Genomic DNA, 17,506 nt, shown 5'->3' on the forward strand with positions numbered 1-17,506 from the left:
CCCGCAGTCCCCGTCCCCGGCCTCGCGGCGGGGGGCGGGAGCGGCGGTCAGATCTTGGCCACCTGGTTGAAGGCGAGCTCGGCCGGGGTGTCACGGCCGAACAGGGAGATGAGCACCTGCAGCTTCTGGGTGTCCGGGTGGATCTCCGAGATCGTGGCGGGCAGCGACTCGAAGGGACCGTCGGTGACGATGACGGACTCGCCCACGGAGAAGGCGACCTCGTAGACCTGGCCGTCGGCGACGACCTGGGTGCCGGCGCCCTCCTCGGGGGCGGCGGTGGCCGCGGCCGCGCGCTTGGCGGCGACCTCCTCCGGGGTGGGGCCGAGCTGGGAGACGACCTCCTCGAAGGTCAGCGGGACGGGGTCGTAACGGTCGCCGACGAAGCCGGTTACGGCGGGCGTGTCCTTGATGGTGCGCCACACCTGCTCGGAGGTCTCCGGGTCGTCCAGGTCCATCCGCACGAACACGTAGCCGGGGATGCGGACCCGCGAGACCTCCTTCTTCTTGTTGCCGTTCTTGACCTCGATGACCGTCTCCATCGGGGCGACGGCGTCGAAGACGTAGTCCTCCAGCTCGAAGTTCTCCGCCCGGGCCATGATGTCCGCGGCAACACGGCGCTCATAGCCGGAGTAGGTGTGCAGCACGTACCACTCGCCGGGCAACGAGGACATCTGCTTGCGGAACTCCTCGACCGGGTCGGCCGGGGCGTTGCTGGGCTCGGCGTCGTCGACGACGACGTCGGTCTCCTCGGGGATGATCTCCTCAGACACGATGTTTCTCTCTCCTCGGGCTGAATGTGGCTGCGACGGCTACGTTTGCGGCGAATGCTTGGTGGACCGGGCGTTCAGGCGAAGACCCACATGACGAGCCGGTCGAAGACGGCGTCGAGCGCTCCGGTGAAGAGCATGATCGCCAGGATGAAGACGACCACCACCGCGAAGTAGGTCCACAACTCGTTGCGGGTGGGCCAGACCACCTTGCGGAGCTCGTCGATCACCTGCCGGAAGTACAGGGAAATACGGGAGAAGGGGCCACGCCTCTGCTTCCGCGCGCCCTTGGCGACGGTCGTATCGCTCATGCTCTCGTAATCCTCGGGGTCGACGGCTCGATCATGCCCTGACGGGCGAGAAGACGGAACCGACGGGATCTCCCGACAGATCCGCCGTTCTCAGCAGGGCAGGCGGGACTCGAACCCACAACCGCCGGTTTTGGAGACCGGTGCGCTACCAATTGCGCCACTGCCCTTCAGCGGCCACCCATCTTGCCACATCCAACGGCAAATGCCGAACTCGAACTCCGTGGGCTGCGCCACGTCGGCCCGGCCGCCGGGCCCCGACCGCCCGAGAGGCTCACCACCCCGCCCATGCGACGGGGCCGGATAGCGGGACGGCACTGCGGCGCCCGGCCGCGCGCATGAGACTATCTAGCCGTGAGTACTGCACCCAGGAGCCGTGTATCCGCCCGTCTGGCCGCCATCTCCCCCTCGGCCACCCTCGCCGTCGACGCCAAGGCCAAGGCGCTGCGCGCCGCCGGGCGCCCCGTCATCGGTTTCGGCGCAGGCGAGCCGGACTTCGCCACCCCGGACTACATCGTGGCCGCCGCCGTCGCCGCCGCCCAGGACCCCGTCAACCACAAGTACTCCCCCGCCAAGGGCCTGCCCGAGCTGCGCGAGGCGATCTCCGCCAAGACGCTGCGCGACTCCGGCTACCTGGTCTCACCGGAGGACATCCTGGTCACCAACGGCGGCAAGCAGGCCGTCTTCCAGGCCTTCGCCGCGCTCGTCGACCCCGGCGACGAAGTCCTGATGCCCACCCCGATCTGGACCACCTACCCCGAGGTCGTGGCCCTGGCCGGGGGAACCACCGTGGAGGTGTTCGCCGGCGCGGACCAGGACTACAAGGTCACGCTGGAGCAGCTCGAGGCCGCCCGCACCGAGCGCACCAAGGTGCTGCTCCTGTGCTCGCCGTCCAACCCCACCGGCGCCGTCTACACCGCCGCGGAGCTCACCCACATCGGCCAGTGGGCCCTGGAGCACGGCATCTGGGTCGTCACCGACGAGATCTACGAGCACCTCCTGTACGACGACGCCCAGCCGGCCCACATCGTGGCGCTCGTGCCCGAGCTGGCCGAGCAGACGGTGGTGCTCAACGGCGTCGCCAAGACCTACGCGATGACCGGCTGGCGCGTGGGCTGGATGATGGGCCCCTCCGACGTCATCCGTGCGGCCGCCAACTTCCAGTCGCACCTGTCCAGCAACGTGGCCAACGTCTCCCAGCGCGCGGCCCTCGCCGCCGTGGGCGGTGACCTGTCCGCGGTGGAGCACATGCGCACCGCCTTCGACCGCCGCCGCCAGCTGATCGTGTCCATGCTCGCCGAGATCGACGGCGTCAAGGTCCCCACCCCCAAGGGCGCCTTCTACGCCTACCCGAGCGTGGAGGCGCTCATCGGCAAGTCCCTGCGCGGGCACGTGATCGACTCCTCGGCGACGCTGGCCGACCTGCTGCTGGAGTACGCGGAGGTGGCCGTGGTGCCCGGGGAGGCCTTCGGCCCCTCCGGCTTCCTGCGCCTGTCCTACGCCATGAGCGACGACGCCATCACCGAGGGCGTCACCCGCATGCAGCAGCTGCTGGCCGAGGTCGACTGAGCCCGAAGCGGATACACAGGGCCCGGAGCCGCCGGGCGCGGCCCCCTCAGGAGTGCAAGTCCCGCAGCACGGAGTAGAACTCCGCCTTGCCCTCCAGGCCGATGCCCGGCAGCTCGCCGGGAGCCACACGGGAGTCCACGACCTGGGCGTCGTCGGTGAAGCCTCCGGTGGGCTGGAACTCGCCCGGGTAGGACTCGTTGCCGCCCAGGTGCAGGCCGGCGGCGATGTGGAGTGAGAACTGGTGCCCGCCGTGCGGGATGCAGCGGCGCGAGGACCAGCCGTGGCGGTCGAGCACGTCCAGGACGCGGCGGTACTCGGTCAGCCCGTAGGACAGCGCCGGATCCACCTGGATGTAGTCGCGGTCCGGACGCAGGCCGCCGTAGCGCAGCAGGTTGCGGGTGTCCTGCATGGAGAACAGGTTCTCTCCCGTGGCGATGGGGCGTCGGTAGTTCTCGGCGACGACGGCGTTCAGGGCGTAGTCGAGCGGGTCGCCGATCTCCTCGTACCAGAACAGGCCCAGGGGCTCCAGCGCGCGGGCGTACTCCAGCGCGGTGTCCAGGTCGAAGCGCCCGTTGACGTCGACCGCCAGGCGCGAGCCGTCGCCGTCGAGGACGCCGTCGATGACCGCCTCGATGCGGCGCAGGTCCTCATCCAGTGGGGCGCCGCCGATCTTCATCTTGACCACCCGGTATCCGGCGTCGAGGAAGCGGCGCATCTCGTCGCACAGGTCGGTCAGGGTCTTGCCCGGCGCGTAGTAGCCGCCGGCGGCGTAGACGAAGACATCGGCGTCGGGGCTGCCGTCGCCGTAGTGGTCGGAGATCCAGCGGTACAGGGGCACGCCGGCGAGCTTCGCGGCCAGGTCGTGCAGGGCCATGTCGGCCACTCCGACGGCGACGGAGCGCTCCCCGTGGCCACCGGGCTTCTCATTGCGCAGCATGACCCGCCAGGCGCGTTCGGGGGCGAGTGCGCCGTAGTCGTCGAGCAGCTCGGCCTCGGGGGCGGCCAGCAGGCGGGGCAGCAGCCGCTGCTCGAGGATGGCGGAGGCGTTGTAGCGGCCATTGGAGTTGAAGCCGTAGCCGACCACCGGCCGACCGTCGACGATCACGTCGCTGACCAGGGCCAGGATCGAGCAGTCCATCGAGCTGAAGTCGATGTAGGCGTTGCGGATGGGGGAACTGATCGGGATGGTGCCGACGTGAGCGGAGACGATCCTCATTGAACATCCTTCACATGCCTGGGGGACACAAATCAGTGTAGCCGCGCGGATCAGGTCGCCTGTGCCCTGCGGGGGGAACCCGCGACCGCCTCCGCCTTGGAAAGGTGTCCATTCGTCGCAACTTTGAGCGGATGGCGCCCCGAGAGGTCACGAGCCGCTGAGCATTTACGCAGGTCAGCGCCGGTATCCAAAAGAAACCGGCGCTGACCTCGGTTGAAAACTCCGACAGATGGACACTTTTGCGCCGCTTAGGCCTTCACCGGGATGGAGGTGAACTCGTCCCCGGGGCGGCGCAGGCGCGGGTCCTGAGCCAGGTAGGCCTTCGTCTCACTGGCGATCAGGCCGGACAGCAGCACCATGCCGAGCAGGTTGGGGATGGCCATCAGGCCGTTGGCGATATCCGCGAAGGTCCACACGTCCTCCAGGCTGGTGACGGTGCCCAGGAAGATCAGGACGGTGAAGAACAGGCGGAACGGCAGCACCCCGTGGACGCCGACCAGGCGCACCGCGCAGCGCTCGCCGTAGTACGCCCAGCCCAGAATCGTCGAGGATCCCAGGAAGATGAGCGCCACCGAGACGATGTAGTGGCCCCACTGCCCGGGCAGGCCGGTGGTGAAGGCGGCCGCGGTCATGGTGGCCGGGTCGTCACCCGTCCAAGCGCCCGTCGAGAGCACCACCAGGCCCGTGCAGGTGACCACCACGAAGGTGTCGATGAAGGTCTGCGTCATGGACACCAGCCCCTGCCGCACCGGGTGGTTGGTCTTGGCCGCGGCGGCCGCAATGGCCGCGGAACCCATGCCCGACTCATTGGAGAAGATGCCGCGCGCCACCCCGAACTGCAGCGCCGCGAGCATCGTGGAGCCGGCGAATCCCCCCACCATGCCGTGCCCGGTGAAGGCACTGGAGATCACCAGCGCCAGCGCCGCCGGGATCGCCGTGATGTTCACTGCGAGGATGTACAGGCAGCCGCCCACGTAGAAGACGATCATCATGGGCACGAATGCGGCCGTGACCCTGCCGATGGACTCAATACCGCCCAGGAGCACGCCGCCGATGGCGATCGCCATGATGATGCCGACCAGCGCCGGATCCGCCCCGAAGGAGTGCTCCAGCTGGGCGGCCACGGAGTTGGACTGGGTCATGGAGCCGATGCCGAAGCAGGCCAAAAGCGTGGACACGGCGAAGAACACCGACAGCACCGTGCCCAGGCGGCCCTTGATCGCGTGCTGCAGGTAGTACTGGGGACCTCCGGACTTCTGCCCATTGGCGTCGGTGGTGCGGAAGCGCACCGCCAGGAAGGCCTCGGAGTACTTCGAGGCCATGCCGAAGAAGGCGGTCACCCACATCCAGAACAGCGCACCGGGGCCACCCAGGTGGATGGCGGTGGCCACACCGATGATGTTGCCCACGCCGACGGTGGCGGCCAGCGCGGTGGTCAGCGCCTGGTAGTGGGAGATGTCGCCCTCGGCCGTGTCCGCCTCACCGTCGCTGCGGTCCACCAAGGCGAAGCGCAGCGCGGGCAGGAGCTTGCGCAGCTGCACGGCGCGCAGCCGAATGGTCAGCCAGATCCCGGTGCCCAGCAGCAGCGGGATGAGCAGCCAGGGGCCCCATAGGAAGTCGTCGGCCGCGGTCAGGGCCTCACTGAGATCGGTCGGGCGCATGGCCGCCGGCAGCGCTGCCGACCCGGCCGACGCGGGCGGCGGGCCTACGGAGGCCGTGGAGACTACGGAGCTGGCCAAGGACGTGGGGAACACGGTTTCTGCCTTTCAGCCGGCGGGCACCGGCGCGGCCGCAGATTACGCAGGTGTGCGGTTTCGCGCATGTGAGTGTCCACAACGTGACCGTCCCGCAGGGCGGGGACGGCGCCGCGCCGCGTCCCCGGGCCCTCCCCCGGGCCCCGGCGCGTGCCGGGATCCGGCCGCCTCAGTGGGCGCCGCGGCGCGCCTGGATCTCCCGGGCCTGCGCCAGCCACGACTCGGCACGGGCCAGACGCCCCTCGGCATCGGCGCGCCACGGCCCGCCGTCCTCCCGGCGCGCGCCCGCAACGAGGGAGAGTACGACGCCGGCGCAGCGGGCGCGCAGCGCCACCGGATCCACCTGCTGCTCGGCCAGGCGCGTCCAGGTCTCCAGGACGGGACGCAGATGAGGGTAGGAGGCGGGCGCGAGGTGGTCCAGGACGCTGACGTGCCCGAGCAGGCAGGCCAAGTCGTCCACGCGCCGCCCGGGTCCCAGGGAGTCGACGTCCAGCAGGCTGGCGACCTGCTCCCCTTCCATCAGCACGTTCGCCTCGTAGAAGTCGCCGTGCACGGGGACGACCGGCCCCGGGTCGGAGCCCGCCATCAGCTGCTCAACCCCCTCCGCGATGGCGCGGGCACGGCCCACATGCTCGGGCAGGACGGTGGCGGCTGCGTGCGCGTAGTGGCGGGCCCGCTCGGACCAGGCGGGGTGGGCGGCCAGTTGCAGGGCGGCGGCGGGCAGGGAGTCGAGCAGCACGGTCAGGCCGTTGAACACGCGCGTCGCCTGCGCCTCATCCATTCCCCGCGAGAGCAGCCCGGACAGGGCCACGCCCCGACCGGTTGACAGCAGCACCAGGCCGTCCCGGTCGTCGCGCAGCACGTCCGGCGCCGGCACGCCGGCCGCGCGCAGCATGCGGTGCCGCTCGGCGAAGGCCGCCGACTGGCTGGGGCGAAGCACCTTGGCGTAGGCCGTGGTGGAGTCCGGATAGGTCACCCTCACGACTGCACGGCGCGTGGGCCGGTAGGCGACCATGGTCGCCTTGACGGGGGCGCCCAGCCGCTGGGAGAGCAGGGAGGGGGTGCAGGCGACCGCGAGCGCGGGCAGTTCCGGGTCCGCCGGGTGCCGCCAGACGTGCACGACCGGCCCATCCCCGCCGGTGGGGGCCACGCGGGTCAGGCCCGCGACCTGCGGGTTGGACAGCCGCGCAGTGGTGGCGCACAGGTACTCGGTGGCGCGGCTGCCGTCAGGCCGGGCGACGACGGCGGTGTACCCGACCGAGACACCGGCTCCGGGCCGGTGGTGCACCGAGTGGACCTCCCAGCTCATGAGCTGCTGGCCCGCCGGGGCGAGCGCCGCAGCCAGCACGGAGGCGGCACGCGCACCGGTGAGCAGGGCGACCTCCTCGGGCTCGTGTCCGGCCATGACGGTGCTCATGGGACAAGTCTGCCTCACCGCGGGCCCGACTCCACCCGAACGCGCGGCCCGATCCGCTCGGCGCTCGTGGGCATCCGCCGCCGCCTCCGCACGGCCCGGGTCTGCGGGTCACGCAGGAGGTGGCACAATCCCGCCATGCGCGACCTCTCCACCCTGCCCAAGGCGCACCTGCACCTGCACTTCACGGGCTCCATGCGCCTGGAGACGCTGGTCGAACTGGCGTCCTCCGCCCACGCCCGGCTGCCGTCGTCATTCCTGGAGGGGGACCCGCTGCACGTGCCCGCAGACCACCGCGGCTGGTTCCGCTTCCAGCGGGCCTACGACACGGCCCGCCACCTGGTGGTCACCGAGGAGGTCATGCGCCGCATCGTGCTGGAGGCGGCGCTGGACGACGCCGCCGAGGGGTCGCGGCGCCTGGAGATCCAGGTGGACCCGACCTCCTACGCCCCCTTCGTGGGCGGTATCACCCCGGCACTGGAGATCATTCTCGACGCCGCCCGGCAGGCCAGCATCCTGTCCGGGGTCGAGGTCGCCGTGATCGTGGCCGCCTCCCGGATGCGCCACCCGTTGGAGGCGCGCACACTGGCCCGGCTGGCCGCGCACTATGCGGGGGACGAGCCGGGCACCGTCGTCGGCTTCGGGCTGTCCAACGATGAGCGGGCCGGCGAGACCGCTTCCTGGGGGCCGGCCTTCGCCATCGCCCGCCGCGCCGGGCTGGCCTCGCTCCCCCACGGTGGGGAGCTGCTGGGCCCCGAGCACGTGCGCGACGTCGTCTCCGCATTGGGTCCGACCCGGCTGGGGCACGGGATCCGCACGAGCGAGGACCCGGCCCTGCTGGACGCGGTGGCGGCGGCGGGCATCAGCCTGGAGGTGTGCCCGGCGTCGAATGTGTGCCTGGGCGTGTACCGGGAGCCGGGCGACGTGCCGCTGCCGACGCTCCTGGAGCACGGCGCCCAGGTGGCATTGGGTGCGGATGATCCGCTGCTGTTCCAGTCGCGCCTGGTGGACCAGTACCAGATCGCCCGGGACCAGGGCCTGGACGACGCCGCGCTGGCGGAGCTGGCGCGCGGCTCCATCCGGGCCTCGCTGGCGTCGCCGTCCTCCAAGCGGGAGTGGCTGGCGCAGGTGGACGCCTGGTTGGCGGCGGACGACTGACCCCCGGGCCGCCTGCCCGTGCCGGCGGGCCGGGCGGTGCGCGGGCGGTCGGGGCCCGGGAGCCGCCCGGGTCTAGAAGCCGACGTGCACGGGCTCGGGCACGAGCGTGACGCCGAAGCGCTCACGCACGCCGGCGACAACGGCGTCGCGCAGCCCGGCCAGGTCGGCGGCGCGGGCATGGCCCCGGTTGGTCAGGGCCAGTACGTGCTTGGTGGACAGGGTGGCGGCAGGATCGGCCCCGGCGGTCGCGGGGGCGAAGCCCTTGCCGAAGCCGGCGTGGTCGATGAGCCAGGCGGCGGAGGTCTTCACCAGTCCCTCGACGACGGGCGCCTGCCGGGTGCCGGCCACCATCTGGGAGTGGTCGGCCACCGGGAAGCGGGGGGCGTCGTCGGGGAGGGCATCGGCCTGGGCGCGGGTGAGGATCGGGTTGGTGAAGAAGGAGCCGGCGGACCAGGTGTCGTGGTCGGCGTCGTCCAGGACCATTCCCTTGGAGCGGCGCAGTTCCAGCACGGCCTCGCGCACCGCCCGGGCGTCCACCCGGTCGCCCACCTCGACCCCCAGGGTGCGGGCCAGCTGGTCGTAGGCGATGGGGGCGGACAGGGAGGCCGCCCGCACGGAGAAGGTCACCGACAGCACCACCCAGCGGCCCGTGGGGCCCCAGGTGCGGCCGCCGCCGATCTCCGCGTCGGTCAGGGAGCGCTTGAGTTCGGAGTCGCGGTAGCTCAGGTGCAGACGGGCCAGCGGGAGCTGGACGGGCCGGCCCGTTGCCCGGTCCCAGGCGCGCACGGAGGCGAGCAGCTCGGCGACCTCGGCGCCGTAGGCGCCGATGTTCTGCACCGGGGCTGCACCGACGGTGCCGGGAATCCCGGACAGGGGCGCGAAGCCTCCCCAGTGGCTGGCGATGGCCTCGCGCACCAGGTCGTCCCAGGTGGTGCCGGCGGTGGCGGTGAACTCCACGCCTCCGCAGCGGTCATCCGCGGACAGGCTGACCTCCTGGCGGGCGTCGCGCACGACCACTCCGGCGAATCCCGCATCGGCGGCCAGGATGTTGGAACCGCCGCCGATCACCAGCAGGGGGGTTCCGGCGGCGTCGGCCTGGCGGACCGCGTCGATCAGCTCGGCCTCGGTGCGGGCCTCGACGTAGCTGTCGACCGGGCCACCCACCCGCAGGGTGGTCAGCTCGGCCAGGCACGGGGTCGAACCGGCGGCGGATCCCAGTGGGCGGGCGAGGGCGGGGACGGGTGCGGGCCAGTCGGCGGGATCGGCGTGCACGGAGATCGGCGTGGTGCACGCCTCGGTGCCGGACAACGGATCGGGCGCGCTCAGGCCGAAGCGGCCGGCGTCTGGGGGTAGTGACATGGAGGCTCCGCTCGGGTCGTGTTTGCAGGAGCAGGATAGGCGACCCGCCTCCACTCAGGCTGTCGCCTGCGCACGTGCGCTCAACTCCTCACTGCTGAGCAGAACCGGCCAGTCGTCGTCCCAGGCGAGTCTGCGCAGGGCCAGCGTGGGGGTGCCGCCGTTGTCGGCGTCGTAGTAGTGGTGGACCAGCCAGTCCCCGGCCACGGCCCCGCCTCCGGGGCCGATCATGTTCCCCTGGCTGCTAAGTAGTACCGTACCGCCGCCGTCGAGGAGCGACGCACCCGAACGGTCCAGATAGGGGCCGGTGATCGCCTCGGAACGCCCGACCGCGATCTCGTAGGTGGAATCGATTCCCTGACAACAGCTGCCGAAGGAGACGAACAGGTAGTACCACCCGTGGTGCCGGGCAAGGGCGGCCCCCTCCACGTCGTTCAGCGCGGTGCCGCGGTCGGCGAGCCGAATGGGGTCTGCGGTGGGGTCTGCGCGCAGTCCGTCCCGCCCCAGCTCCACGGCGAAGATCCCACCCCAGAAAGAGCCGAAGGCCATCCAGGTGCGCCCGTCGGCGTCGGTCAGGACGGAGGGGTCGATCGCGTTGTAGGCCTCGCCGTCGCCGGAGGTAATCACCACGCCCCGGTCCTCCCAGCCGGTCTGAGGATCGGTCGGGTCGAAGGCGGAGCTGGCCATCAGGCCGATTGCCGAGCGGGAGGAGCCGAAGGTAGAAGCCGCGTAGTACAGACGGATCTCGTCACCCACACGGACGACGTCGGGCGCCCAGTAGTTCGTCAGCCCGGGTACCGCCTCGTGCGTCCAGGCGGGCTCGTCGGCCAGGCGCCACGCACCGGTTCGCTTCCCCCAGGTGGTACCGCCGTCCTCGCTGATGCGCACCAGGATGGCACCGCCCCCGATGCTCGCATCCCCGGTGGAGAAGACCGCCAGCGGTGCGCCTTGCTCGTCCAGCAACAGCGCCGGGTCGTGCGCGGCCAGGTCACCGGCGAGGGTGGGTACTTCCGCGGCCGGACCGCGGTCGGCATCGCCCGCGTTCGACCTCGCGGCGCATCCGCCAGCAAGTCCAAGCACTGCCTGTGACGACAACAAGCTTCCTAGAACCAGTAGCGAACGTCGATTCATGTTTGCTCCCGAAGTTGTGCGGGGAACGGCTGCAGGGGCCCCGCCCCTGGGCAAGCCCCACCGAGCCGGTCGGGCCCGCAGCGGCACGCACCCTCCTTGGTACATCGTTATAGACGATGCTGCACGCACTCGCCCAGCCTGTCAATACCCGGCGTTTCCCGCATGATTCCAGCACAAATTGCGGTATTGACGTGCGGCCGGTCACATGCCATACTTTCTAACGTTGTAAATCAAGCGGGCCGATGATGCCCCACTTCTTCCGAACGGAGTCCTTCAATGATGAAGCACCAGATGCTCAGCCGTCGCTCCTTCAACTCACTCGCCCTGGCAGCGGGTGCTCTGGCTGGAGCCTCCGCCCTGGCGAGCTGCTCCTCCTCTGATTCCTCCGCCTCCGGCACCCCGGAGCTGACCTACATGTTCCGCGGAGGCACGGACGAGAAGGCCGCCTACCAGACGGCCATCGACAACTTCTCCAAGGCCAACAACTGCACCGTCAAGGTCATCACCACCGACGCCGACCAGTACTCCACCAAGCTGCAGGCCGCCATCACCGGCAACCAGGTCCCCGACGTCTTCTACCTGGAGCAGGGCTCGGTCATGTCCTTCGCCTCCAACGGCATCGTCATGGACATCACCGACATGCTCGGCGACGTCGACCTGGACAACATCTGGGCCTACGGCGTGGACTCCTACCGCTACGACGGCACCCAGGTCGGCAAGGGCCAGATCTACGGCCTGCCCAAGGACGTCGGCCCGTTCGCCTTCGGCTACAACAAGACCATGTTCGAGGCGGCCGGGCTCGAGCTGCCCGACAAGGACGTGCCCTACACCTGGGACGAGTTCGTCGACGTGTGCCAGCAGCTCACCCAGGACACCGACGGCGACGGCGAGCTCGACCAGTGGGGCACGGGCCTGAACGTCAACTGGTGCCTGCAGGCCTTCGTGTGGTCCAACGGCGCCGACTGGTGCAACGAGGAGCACACCACCGTCACCGTCGACACCCCGGAGTTCGCCGAGGCACTGCAGTTCTTCGCGGACATGCAGAACGTGTACGGCATCACCCCCTCCATTGCCCAGGCCCAGACCATGGACACCTACCAGCGCTGGATGCGCGGCCAGATCGGCTTCTTCCCCGTCGGCCCCTGGGACGTGTCCACCTACCAGGAGTTGGACTTCGAGTGGGACCTGATTCCGTTCCCCGCCGGCAAGACCGGCAAGCCGTCCACCTACATCGGCTCGCTGGGCATCGCCGTCTCCTCGGGCACGAAGTACCCCGAACTCGCCGCCAAGCTGGTCGCCTACCTTTCGGCCGACCGCGACTGCCAGAAGCAACTGGTTGAGGCGGGCATCCAGATTCCCAACCTGATCGACTACGCCAAGGACGAGTACGCCACCGACACCGAGACGGCGCCGGCCAACAAGGAGGAGTTCCTCCAGATCGTCGAGACCGACGGCCACGCCCTTCCCGGTGCGGTCACCTGGAGCCCCGAGTGGTATGACGAGTTCTTCACCAACATCCAGCCGGTGCTGGACGGGGACAAGACCGCCAGCGAGTACTGCGCGGAGGTGCAGCCCGTCATGCAGGCAAAGCTCGACGCCGCCGTCGAGGCCGCCAAGCAGGCTCAGGCCGGCGCCTGATTCCCATTCGCTGAGGCAGGTGGAGACGCCTGCCTCAGCGCCAACCCGGAGTTTGCACCATGTCCCTTACCAAAACCGCGCCCCCACGGCCGGTCGCGGCGGCCGTAGCGCCGCAGCGCAAGTCCACACTGCACCGCAGTGAGCACCGCTGGGCGGCGGTCTTCGTCGCCGCCCCCGTGATCGGCTTCCTGCTGTTCACTCTCTTTCCACTGGGCTATTCCATCTATGCCTCGTTCACTTCATGGAACGGCCTGTCCGCCCCTCGCTTCATCGGGCTGAACAACTTCATCGCCATCGCCTCCGACCCCTACTTCCGCAAGACGCTGTTCAACACGTTCTTCTACATGTTGGGCATCCCGATCGGCCTGGTCCTGTCGCTGCTGCTGGCCATGGCTCTGAGCCGGAGACTGCCGGGGCGGACCTTCTTCCGCACGGTCTACTACATTCCGGTGATCTCCTCGCTCGCGGCCATCGCCATTCTGTGGCAGTGGGCCTACAACGGTGACTATGGCCTGGTCAACCAGGTGCTGCACATCTTCGGAATCCAGGGCCCCAACTGGCTCCAAGACACCGCAACGGTTAAACCGGCGATCATCATCATGTCCGTCTGGAAGGGCCTGGGCTACTCCATGCTGCTGTACCTGGCCGCCATCCAGTCGGTACCGAAGTCGCTGTACGAGGCGGCCGAACTCGACGGCGCCGGGTCGCTACGCAAGTTCATCTCGATCACGCTGCCGATGGTGCGTCCCGTGACCTTCTTCTTGATCGTCACCAACATCATCAACGGCTCCCAGATGTTCACCGAAATCAACATCATGACCCCCACTGGCGGCCCCGAGTACTCCGCCGCAACCATCGTCTGGTATATCTGGCAGAAGGCCTTCAAGAACCTGCAGATGGGCTACGCGACCTCGATGGCGCTCGTGCTAGGGGTGCTCATCTTCATCATCACGGCGATCCAGATGCGCATGAACGCGCGCAACGCGTTCAGCGTCGAGTGAGGCGACCATGCAGATCCTCAAGCAGACCCGTAGCCGGACCCCCCTGAAGGCCAAGACCCGCTACACCATCACCAATATCTGGATCACCATCCTGCTGGCGATCGGAGCGGTCATCATGGTCGCTCCGCTGCTGTGGATGTTCACCACCTCGCTGAAGGACAAGGAGGGCGTCTTCGCGCTCCCGCCGGAGTGGATCCCCAGCCCGGCGCACTGGGACACCTACCTGCGCATTTGGACCGAGGGACCACTGGCCAGCGGCATCAAGAACAGCCTTGTCGTCTCCCTGTCGGTGACGATCGTCGGCTCCTTCGTCTCAGCACTGGCCGCATTCGCTTTCGCCAAGATGCGGCTGCCCGGGAAGAACGGATTGTTCCTGCTGCTGCTGTCCGGAATGATGATTCCCTTCCCGACACTCATGATCCCGCAGTTCATGATGTTCTCTCGTATCGGTTGGGTGGACACCCTGCTGCCGCTGATCGTGCCCGGCATGTTCGGCAACATCATGATGATCTTCTTCCTGCGCCAGTACCTGACCTCCACCCCGGACTCGCTGATTGAGGCGGCCCGGGTTGACGGGGCCTCCTTCCCGCAGATCTTCTTCCGCATGATCCTGCCGCTGATCCGTCCCGCCATAGCCGCCCAATTCATCTTGTGGTTCATGGGCGTGTGGAACGACTACCTCGCGCCGACGATCTACCTCAACAGCCCCGAGAAGCTGACGCTGCAGCTGGTGATCGCCAATTTCAACTCCAACTACGCCATCCAGTCCGACTACCCGTTGATCATGGCGGCCTCCATCGTCGCGCTGCTGCCGATCTTCGTGATCTTCCTGGTCTTCCAGCGGCAGATCATTGAGTCCGTCGCACTGACCGGAACGAAGGCATGAGGCCCATGGGCAGTAACCCACGACCCCGCCCGGTCGCCTCGCCGAACGCGGCGCCAGAGAGCGCCAACACGCCCGGTCCCGGAGCCGACCCCGGCCCCTGGGGCGCTCACGACCCCGCGGTCATCCGCGCTCGCGACGGCCGTTACTACATGTTCTCCACGGACACCGAAGTCGCGGGATCGCCCGGGGTCGGCGTGCAGGTCCGCCGCTCCGACGACCTGATGCACTGGCAGTGGGTGGGTCATGCCTTCGACGGCGTGCCGGCCTCGGCCGAGCGGTGGTCGGGGGCGCAGGGCATCTGGGCACCCGACGTCGTCGAGCGCGACGGCGAGTACCGCATGTACTACTCCGCCTCCACCTTCGGCTCACGGCGCTCGTGCATAAACCTGGCGGTGTCCGGGAGCCTGGAAGGCCCCTGGACGGATCTGGGCCCGGTGGTGCGCACGCGCGCAGAGGATCCTGTCAACGCCATCGATGCCGCCGTCGTGCGCACCGCAGAGGGAACGGACCTGATGCTCTACGGTTCCTTCTTCGGGGGATTGCGGCTGCTCGCCCTGGATGAGCGGGGTCTGCCTCGCCGGCCGGGCGACCTGGGCGTATCGGTCGGTCGGCGCACCACTGCGCACAACGGCCCCATTGAGGGATCGCACATGTGGTACGACGCGGAGACCGGGCGCTACCTGCTGGTGTGTTCATTCGACTCGCTGTTCGACACCTACAACATCAGGGTCGCGCGTTCCGAGCACCCCGAGGGCCCGTTCCTCGATGCCGCCGGTCGCCGCCTCGGCTCCCGGGAGGGCGACGTGGTGGACGGCGGCACCAAGATCCTCGGCTCTCTGGTGACAACCGCGGGTGAGACGGAGCTGGCTCCTGGGCATTCCAATCACCTGGTTACCCCGGACGGCATGCTCCTGGTCCATCACGTCCGCACGGGCGCCGATCCCGAGCGCCACCGGGCGCAGCTGCGCCGCATGGCGCTGACATCCGCCGGCTGGCCGGTGGTGAGCCCCGTCGAATACGACGCGCTCCCCCTGCTGCCGCTGGAGGGCACCGATCTCGACGGCCCTTGGCAGGTGTGGCGGATGGACGCCGAATCCACGCTCCCCGCAAGGCCGTCCGTGGGCGCGGTGCGCCTGGGGGCCCTACTCCCGACACCCGCGGAACAGGGCGGCGTCCGGGCTACGCTGGAGGTCGATGGCACCGCCGTCGACGCCGTCGTCTGGCGTACCCGGGCCTCCACCGCCTTCGCGGGGCTGTCGGGGGACGAGGTCGTGCTGGGAGTCCGGGCGGAATGAGACAACGCCGTATGCAGCCAGTCGACGACGCCGACATCGACCTGCCGGGTTGGGGCGGCACCGTCATGGGCTGGCTGCGCGTGGCCACCCAGCTCGTGGCGCTGAACATCCTGTGGTGGCTCGGTCTTCTCGCCGGACTGGTGGTGTGCGGCGCGCTTCCCGCCGGCTGCGCCGTGCACGAGCTTGCACGGCGCAGCCGCCGCGATCCCTCCATGCATCTGTGGCGCGACTTCTGGCGAATCTACCGGGAGTCCTTCCGCCCTGCAGCGGGCGTCGGGGCGCCGCTGGTCACCGTGACACTGCTGGGCGGCGTCGACCTGGGCATCCTGTCTCACGCCCGCGGAGCGCTGGTGGCACTGTTAATTCCCGTCATCGTCATCTGCATCATGTGCGTCGTAGTGGCGTGCTACGCCATCCCACTGCTCGGCGCCACGGACGACCTCGGGGCGCGGGAGACGCTACGGCGGGCGGCGGGGGTCGCCGTAGCCTCACCGCTTACAACCATTGGCCTGGTGGTCACGGCTGCGGCCGCCGGGGCGGTGGCCTGGTGCTGGCCGCTGTTGGAGGTCCTGGTCGGCGTAAGCCTCCCGCTGACGGCGATGACGCTGCTTACCCGCGAGCGGCTGCTGCACACCGGGGTGCTTGTCGATCCGTCCGCGTAGCCGCGGCCGAATCCCGCCGCAGCGCTGAGCATGCGGTGCGCGCGGGCCGCAAGGGCGCGTCTGAGCTATAACGCCGTCGACTGTCGCTGAACGAGCCGGAAGGGAGCCACCTCGTTGCGGTAGGGAACGGGCGGGCGACCGGCCTGCTGCTCTTCGATCCGCTCAACCAACAGGGCGACGGCGCGCTGAGCGATCCAGCCCGGACCGGGATCGATAGTGCTCAGCGAAGGCTGGGTGTACTGGCCGTCCTCGACGCTGTCGAAGCCGATCACCGACACATCTTCCGGAACCCGAATGCCCGCGACCGTGAGCTCGTGCAGCACACCAATGGCCATGGCGTCATTGAGCGCGAAAATCGCATCAAACTGGACACCGTCTGAGATCAGCCTCCGCGTGGCCTCCGCCCCGCTGGCCCGATGCCACAGGCCCGCCTCGCGCACCAACCGTTCATCCACCACGAGTCCGGCCTGCGCATGCGCCTGCCGGTAGCCGGCCTCGCGCAGTCCGGCCGAGCCGACGACCTCGCCCGCATGCGCACCGATCAGCGCGACCCGCCTGCGCCCCAGGCCCAGCAGGTGTGTGGTGGCCTGGTACGCCGCCTCCGTGTTCGCCATGGTCACGTGGTCTGCGGGCGCACCAAAAACACGCTCCCCCAGCAGCACCAGCGGGTAGTCGACGTGGAACTGGGCGATGTCATCCTGCCCCAGCTCGAGCGGGCTGAACAGCAGTCCGTCAAACAGATGGCGGCGAGAGTCGTGCAGTACCCGCAGCTCACGCTCCCTATCGGAGTTCGTCTGCTCAATCAGTACCGTGCGGTCGTACTTCTCGGCGGCGGCGATTACCGCGTCGGCGAGTTCCGCGAAGTAGGCGAGTTTCAGCTCGGGGACTGCCAGGCAGACGAGCCCGGTGGAACCGCGGCGCAGGTTGCGCGCCGACTGGTTGACCTTGTAGCCGAGCTTGTCGATGGCATCGAGGACTTTGGTGCGTGTGGACTCACGCACGTGCGGGTAGTCGTTGACGACGTTTGAGACGGTCTTGACCGAGACCCCAGCCAAACGGGCGACGTCATGCATGGTCACGGCCATGTGGTGCTCCTATGCGGTACGGCTGGGTACGTGTGTGCCCGGGGAACAGGCCCCGGGCACAGGTCACTTCACTTCTTGTTGCGACGCTGGTGCCGCGTCTTGCGCAGCAGCTTGCGGTGCTTCTTCTTGGCCATGCGCTTGCGGCGCTTCTTAATGACAGATCCCATTGAGGCTCCTCGTGGTGTTGTTCGTGCCGGCCTGCTCGCGCGGCCGGCAGCGCCGGCGCGTGGTTGAACGAGCGTGGTGGCCGGGCGAGGGACAGATCA

The 17,506-nt window shown here is 69.1% G+C and carries 16 protein-coding genes and 1 tRNA gene; 7 read left to right on the forward strand and 10 right to left on the reverse strand.

Annotated features, from left to right (window positions below; all coding sequences use genetic code 11):
• Nucleotides 1-47: 47 nt before the first annotated feature.
• The 3 genes from nusG to E4J16_RS11540 all read right to left on the reverse strand — a co-directional run bounded on the left by nusG (nucleotide 48) and on the right by E4J16_RS11540 (nucleotide 1,245).
• The gene (nusG, locus tag E4J16_RS11530) at nucleotides 48-758 is read right to left on the reverse strand and encodes a transcription termination/antitermination protein NusG (protein WP_240038467.1); all 711 of its coding nucleotides are present in this window, start codon (nucleotides 756-758) and stop codon (nucleotides 48-50) included.
• 86 nt (nucleotides 759-844) lie between these two features.
• On the reverse strand, nucleotides 845-1,078 hold the full coding sequence (secE, locus tag E4J16_RS11535; protein ID WP_136192506.1) for a preprotein translocase subunit SecE: 234 nt from the start codon (nucleotides 1,076-1,078) through the stop codon (nucleotides 845-847).
• Nucleotides 1,079-1,172: 94 nt separating this feature from the next.
• Nucleotides 1,173-1,245, reverse strand: a tRNA-Trp gene (locus E4J16_RS11540).
• 184 nt (nucleotides 1,246-1,429) lie between these two features.
• Between E4J16_RS11540 and E4J16_RS11545 the strand changes: the two genes are divergently transcribed.
• Nucleotides 1,430-2,644 (forward strand): pyridoxal phosphate-dependent aminotransferase, encoded by a 1,215-nt coding sequence (locus E4J16_RS11545; protein WP_136192507.1) that lies wholly within the window; start codon nucleotides 1,430-1,432, stop codon nucleotides 2,642-2,644.
• A gap of 46 nt (nucleotides 2,645-2,690) precedes the next feature.
• Here E4J16_RS11545 and E4J16_RS11550 read toward each other — a convergent pair whose 3' ends face one another.
• The 3 genes from E4J16_RS11550 to E4J16_RS11560 all read right to left on the reverse strand — a co-directional run bounded on the left by E4J16_RS11550 (nucleotide 2,691) and on the right by E4J16_RS11560 (nucleotide 7,031).
• Nucleotides 2,691-3,860 (reverse strand): mandelate racemase/muconate lactonizing enzyme family protein, encoded by a 1,170-nt coding sequence (locus tag E4J16_RS11550; protein WP_136314059.1) that lies wholly within the window; start codon nucleotides 3,858-3,860, stop codon nucleotides 2,691-2,693.
• Nucleotides 3,861-4,108: 248 nt separating this feature from the next.
• Nucleotides 4,109-5,614, reverse strand: a complete 1,506-nt coding sequence (locus E4J16_RS11555; RefSeq protein ID WP_240038130.1) for an alanine/glycine:cation symporter family protein — start codon at nucleotides 5,612-5,614, stop codon at nucleotides 4,109-4,111.
• A 169-nt stretch (nucleotides 5,615-5,783) separates the two neighbouring features.
• Nucleotides 5,784-7,031 carry a protein kinase family protein gene (locus E4J16_RS11560; protein ID WP_136192509.1) on the reverse strand — a complete coding sequence of 416 codons (1,248 nt, stop codon included), beginning with the start codon at nucleotides 7,029-7,031 and terminating at the stop codon, nucleotides 5,784-5,786.
• Between the two features lie 135 nt (nucleotides 7,032-7,166).
• On the opposite strand from E4J16_RS11560, the gene E4J16_RS11565 reads away from it, so the two are divergent.
• Nucleotides 7,167-8,186: an adenosine deaminase gene (locus tag E4J16_RS11565; RefSeq protein WP_136314060.1), complete on the forward strand. Its 1,020-nt coding sequence runs from the start codon at nucleotides 7,167-7,169 to the stop codon at nucleotides 8,184-8,186.
• A gap of 72 nt (nucleotides 8,187-8,258) precedes the next feature.
• Here E4J16_RS11565 and E4J16_RS11570 read toward each other — a convergent pair whose 3' ends face one another.
• Complete coding sequence (locus E4J16_RS11570) at nucleotides 8,259-9,545, reverse strand: UDP-N-acetylmuramate dehydrogenase (protein ID WP_136314061.1); 1,287 nt, start codon at nucleotides 9,543-9,545, stop codon at nucleotides 8,259-8,261.
• Between the two features lie 54 nt (nucleotides 9,546-9,599).
• Nucleotides 9,600-10,637 carry an arabinan endo-1,5-alpha-L-arabinosidase gene (locus E4J16_RS11575; RefSeq protein WP_168709493.1) on the reverse strand — a complete coding sequence of 346 codons (1,038 nt, stop codon included), beginning with the start codon at nucleotides 10,635-10,637 and terminating at the stop codon, nucleotides 9,600-9,602.
• Nucleotides 10,638-10,949: 312 nt separating this feature from the next.
• Between E4J16_RS11575 and E4J16_RS11580 the strand changes: the two genes are divergently transcribed.
• The 5 genes from E4J16_RS11580 to E4J16_RS11600 are packed head-to-tail and all read left to right on the forward strand — an operon-like array spanning nucleotide 10,950 to nucleotide 16,155.
• Nucleotides 10,950-12,311 carry an ABC transporter substrate-binding protein gene (locus E4J16_RS11580; protein ID WP_204519820.1) on the forward strand — a complete coding sequence of 454 codons (1,362 nt, stop codon included), beginning with the start codon at nucleotides 10,950-10,952 and terminating at the stop codon, nucleotides 12,309-12,311.
• A gap of 59 nt (nucleotides 12,312-12,370) precedes the next feature.
• Nucleotides 12,371-13,312, forward strand: coding sequence for a carbohydrate ABC transporter permease (locus E4J16_RS11585; protein WP_108966189.1), 942 nt, complete (start codon nucleotides 12,371-12,373; stop codon nucleotides 13,310-13,312).
• A gap of 7 nt (nucleotides 13,313-13,319) precedes the next feature.
• Entirely contained in the window at nucleotides 13,320-14,198 is an 879-nt protein-coding gene (locus tag E4J16_RS11590; protein WP_136314063.1) for a carbohydrate ABC transporter permease, read from the forward strand.
• A gap of 5 nt (nucleotides 14,199-14,203) precedes the next feature.
• Nucleotides 14,204-15,493, forward strand: coding sequence for an arabinan endo-1,5-alpha-L-arabinosidase (locus E4J16_RS11595; RefSeq protein ID WP_168709494.1), 1,290 nt, complete (start codon nucleotides 14,204-14,206; stop codon nucleotides 15,491-15,493).
• A gap of 11 nt (nucleotides 15,494-15,504) precedes the next feature.
• Entirely contained in the window at nucleotides 15,505-16,155 is a 651-nt protein-coding gene (locus E4J16_RS11600; RefSeq protein WP_168708083.1) for a YesL family protein, read from the forward strand.
• A 65-nt stretch (nucleotides 16,156-16,220) separates the two neighbouring features.
• Here the strand turns inward: E4J16_RS11600 and E4J16_RS11605 are convergent, their stop codons facing one another.
• The gene (locus E4J16_RS11605; RefSeq protein ID WP_136192516.1) at nucleotides 16,221-17,240 is read right to left on the reverse strand and encodes a LacI family DNA-binding transcriptional regulator; all 1,020 of its coding nucleotides are present in this window, start codon (nucleotides 17,238-17,240) and stop codon (nucleotides 16,221-16,223) included.
• Between the two features lie 68 nt (nucleotides 17,241-17,308).
• Complete coding sequence (locus E4J16_RS11610) at nucleotides 17,309-17,407, reverse strand: 30S ribosomal protein bS22 (protein WP_003792170.1); 99 nt, start codon at nucleotides 17,405-17,407, stop codon at nucleotides 17,309-17,311.
• Nucleotides 17,408-17,506 lie beyond the last annotated feature (99 nt).

Origin of the sequence: Actinomyces procaprae (assembly GCF_004798665.1) — a bacterium.
Lineage (GTDB): Bacteria > Actinomycetota > Actinomycetes > Actinomycetales > Actinomycetaceae > Actinomyces > Actinomyces procaprae.

Bases quoted from the DNA above. Each gene is read 5' to 3' on its own strand.
- secE (WP_136192506.1), bottom strand. From the start codon at position 1,078: ATGAGCGATACGACCGTCGCCAAGGGCGCGCGGAAGCAGAGGCGTGGC.
- E4J16_RS11550 (WP_136314059.1), bottom strand. From the start codon at position 3,860: ATGAGGATCGTCTCCGCTCACGTCGGCACCATCCCGATCAGTTCCCCC.
- E4J16_RS11560 (WP_136192509.1), bottom strand. From the start codon at position 7,031: ATGAGCACCGTCATGGCCGGACACGAGCCCGAGGAGGTCGCCCTGCTC.
- E4J16_RS11565 (WP_136314060.1), top strand. From the start codon at position 7,167: ATGCGCGACCTCTCCACCCTGCCCAAGGCGCACCTGCACCTGCACTTC.
- E4J16_RS11570 (WP_136314061.1), bottom strand. From the start codon at position 9,545: ATGTCACTACCCCCAGACGCCGGCCGCTTCGGCCTGAGCGCGCCCGAT.
- E4J16_RS11580 (WP_204519820.1), top strand. From the start codon at position 10,950: ATGATGAAGCACCAGATGCTCAGCCGTCGCTCCTTCAACTCACTCGCC.
- E4J16_RS11585 (WP_108966189.1), top strand. From the start codon at position 12,371: ATGTCCCTTACCAAAACCGCGCCCCCACGGCCGGTCGCGGCGGCCGTA.
- E4J16_RS11590 (WP_136314063.1), top strand. From the start codon at position 13,320: ATGCAGATCCTCAAGCAGACCCGTAGCCGGACCCCCCTGAAGGCCAAG.
- E4J16_RS11595 (WP_168709494.1), top strand. From the start codon at position 14,204: ATGGGCAGTAACCCACGACCCCGCCCGGTCGCCTCGCCGAACGCGGCG.
- E4J16_RS11600 (WP_168708083.1), top strand. From the start codon at position 15,505: ATGCAGCCAGTCGACGACGCCGACATCGACCTGCCGGGTTGGGGCGGC.
- E4J16_RS11605 (WP_136192516.1), bottom strand. From the start codon at position 17,240: ATGGCCGTGACCATGCATGACGTCGCCCGTTTGGCTGGGGTCTCGGTC.
- E4J16_RS11610 (WP_003792170.1), bottom strand. From the start codon at position 17,407: ATGGGATCTGTCATTAAGAAGCGCCGCAAGCGCATGGCCAAGAAGAAG.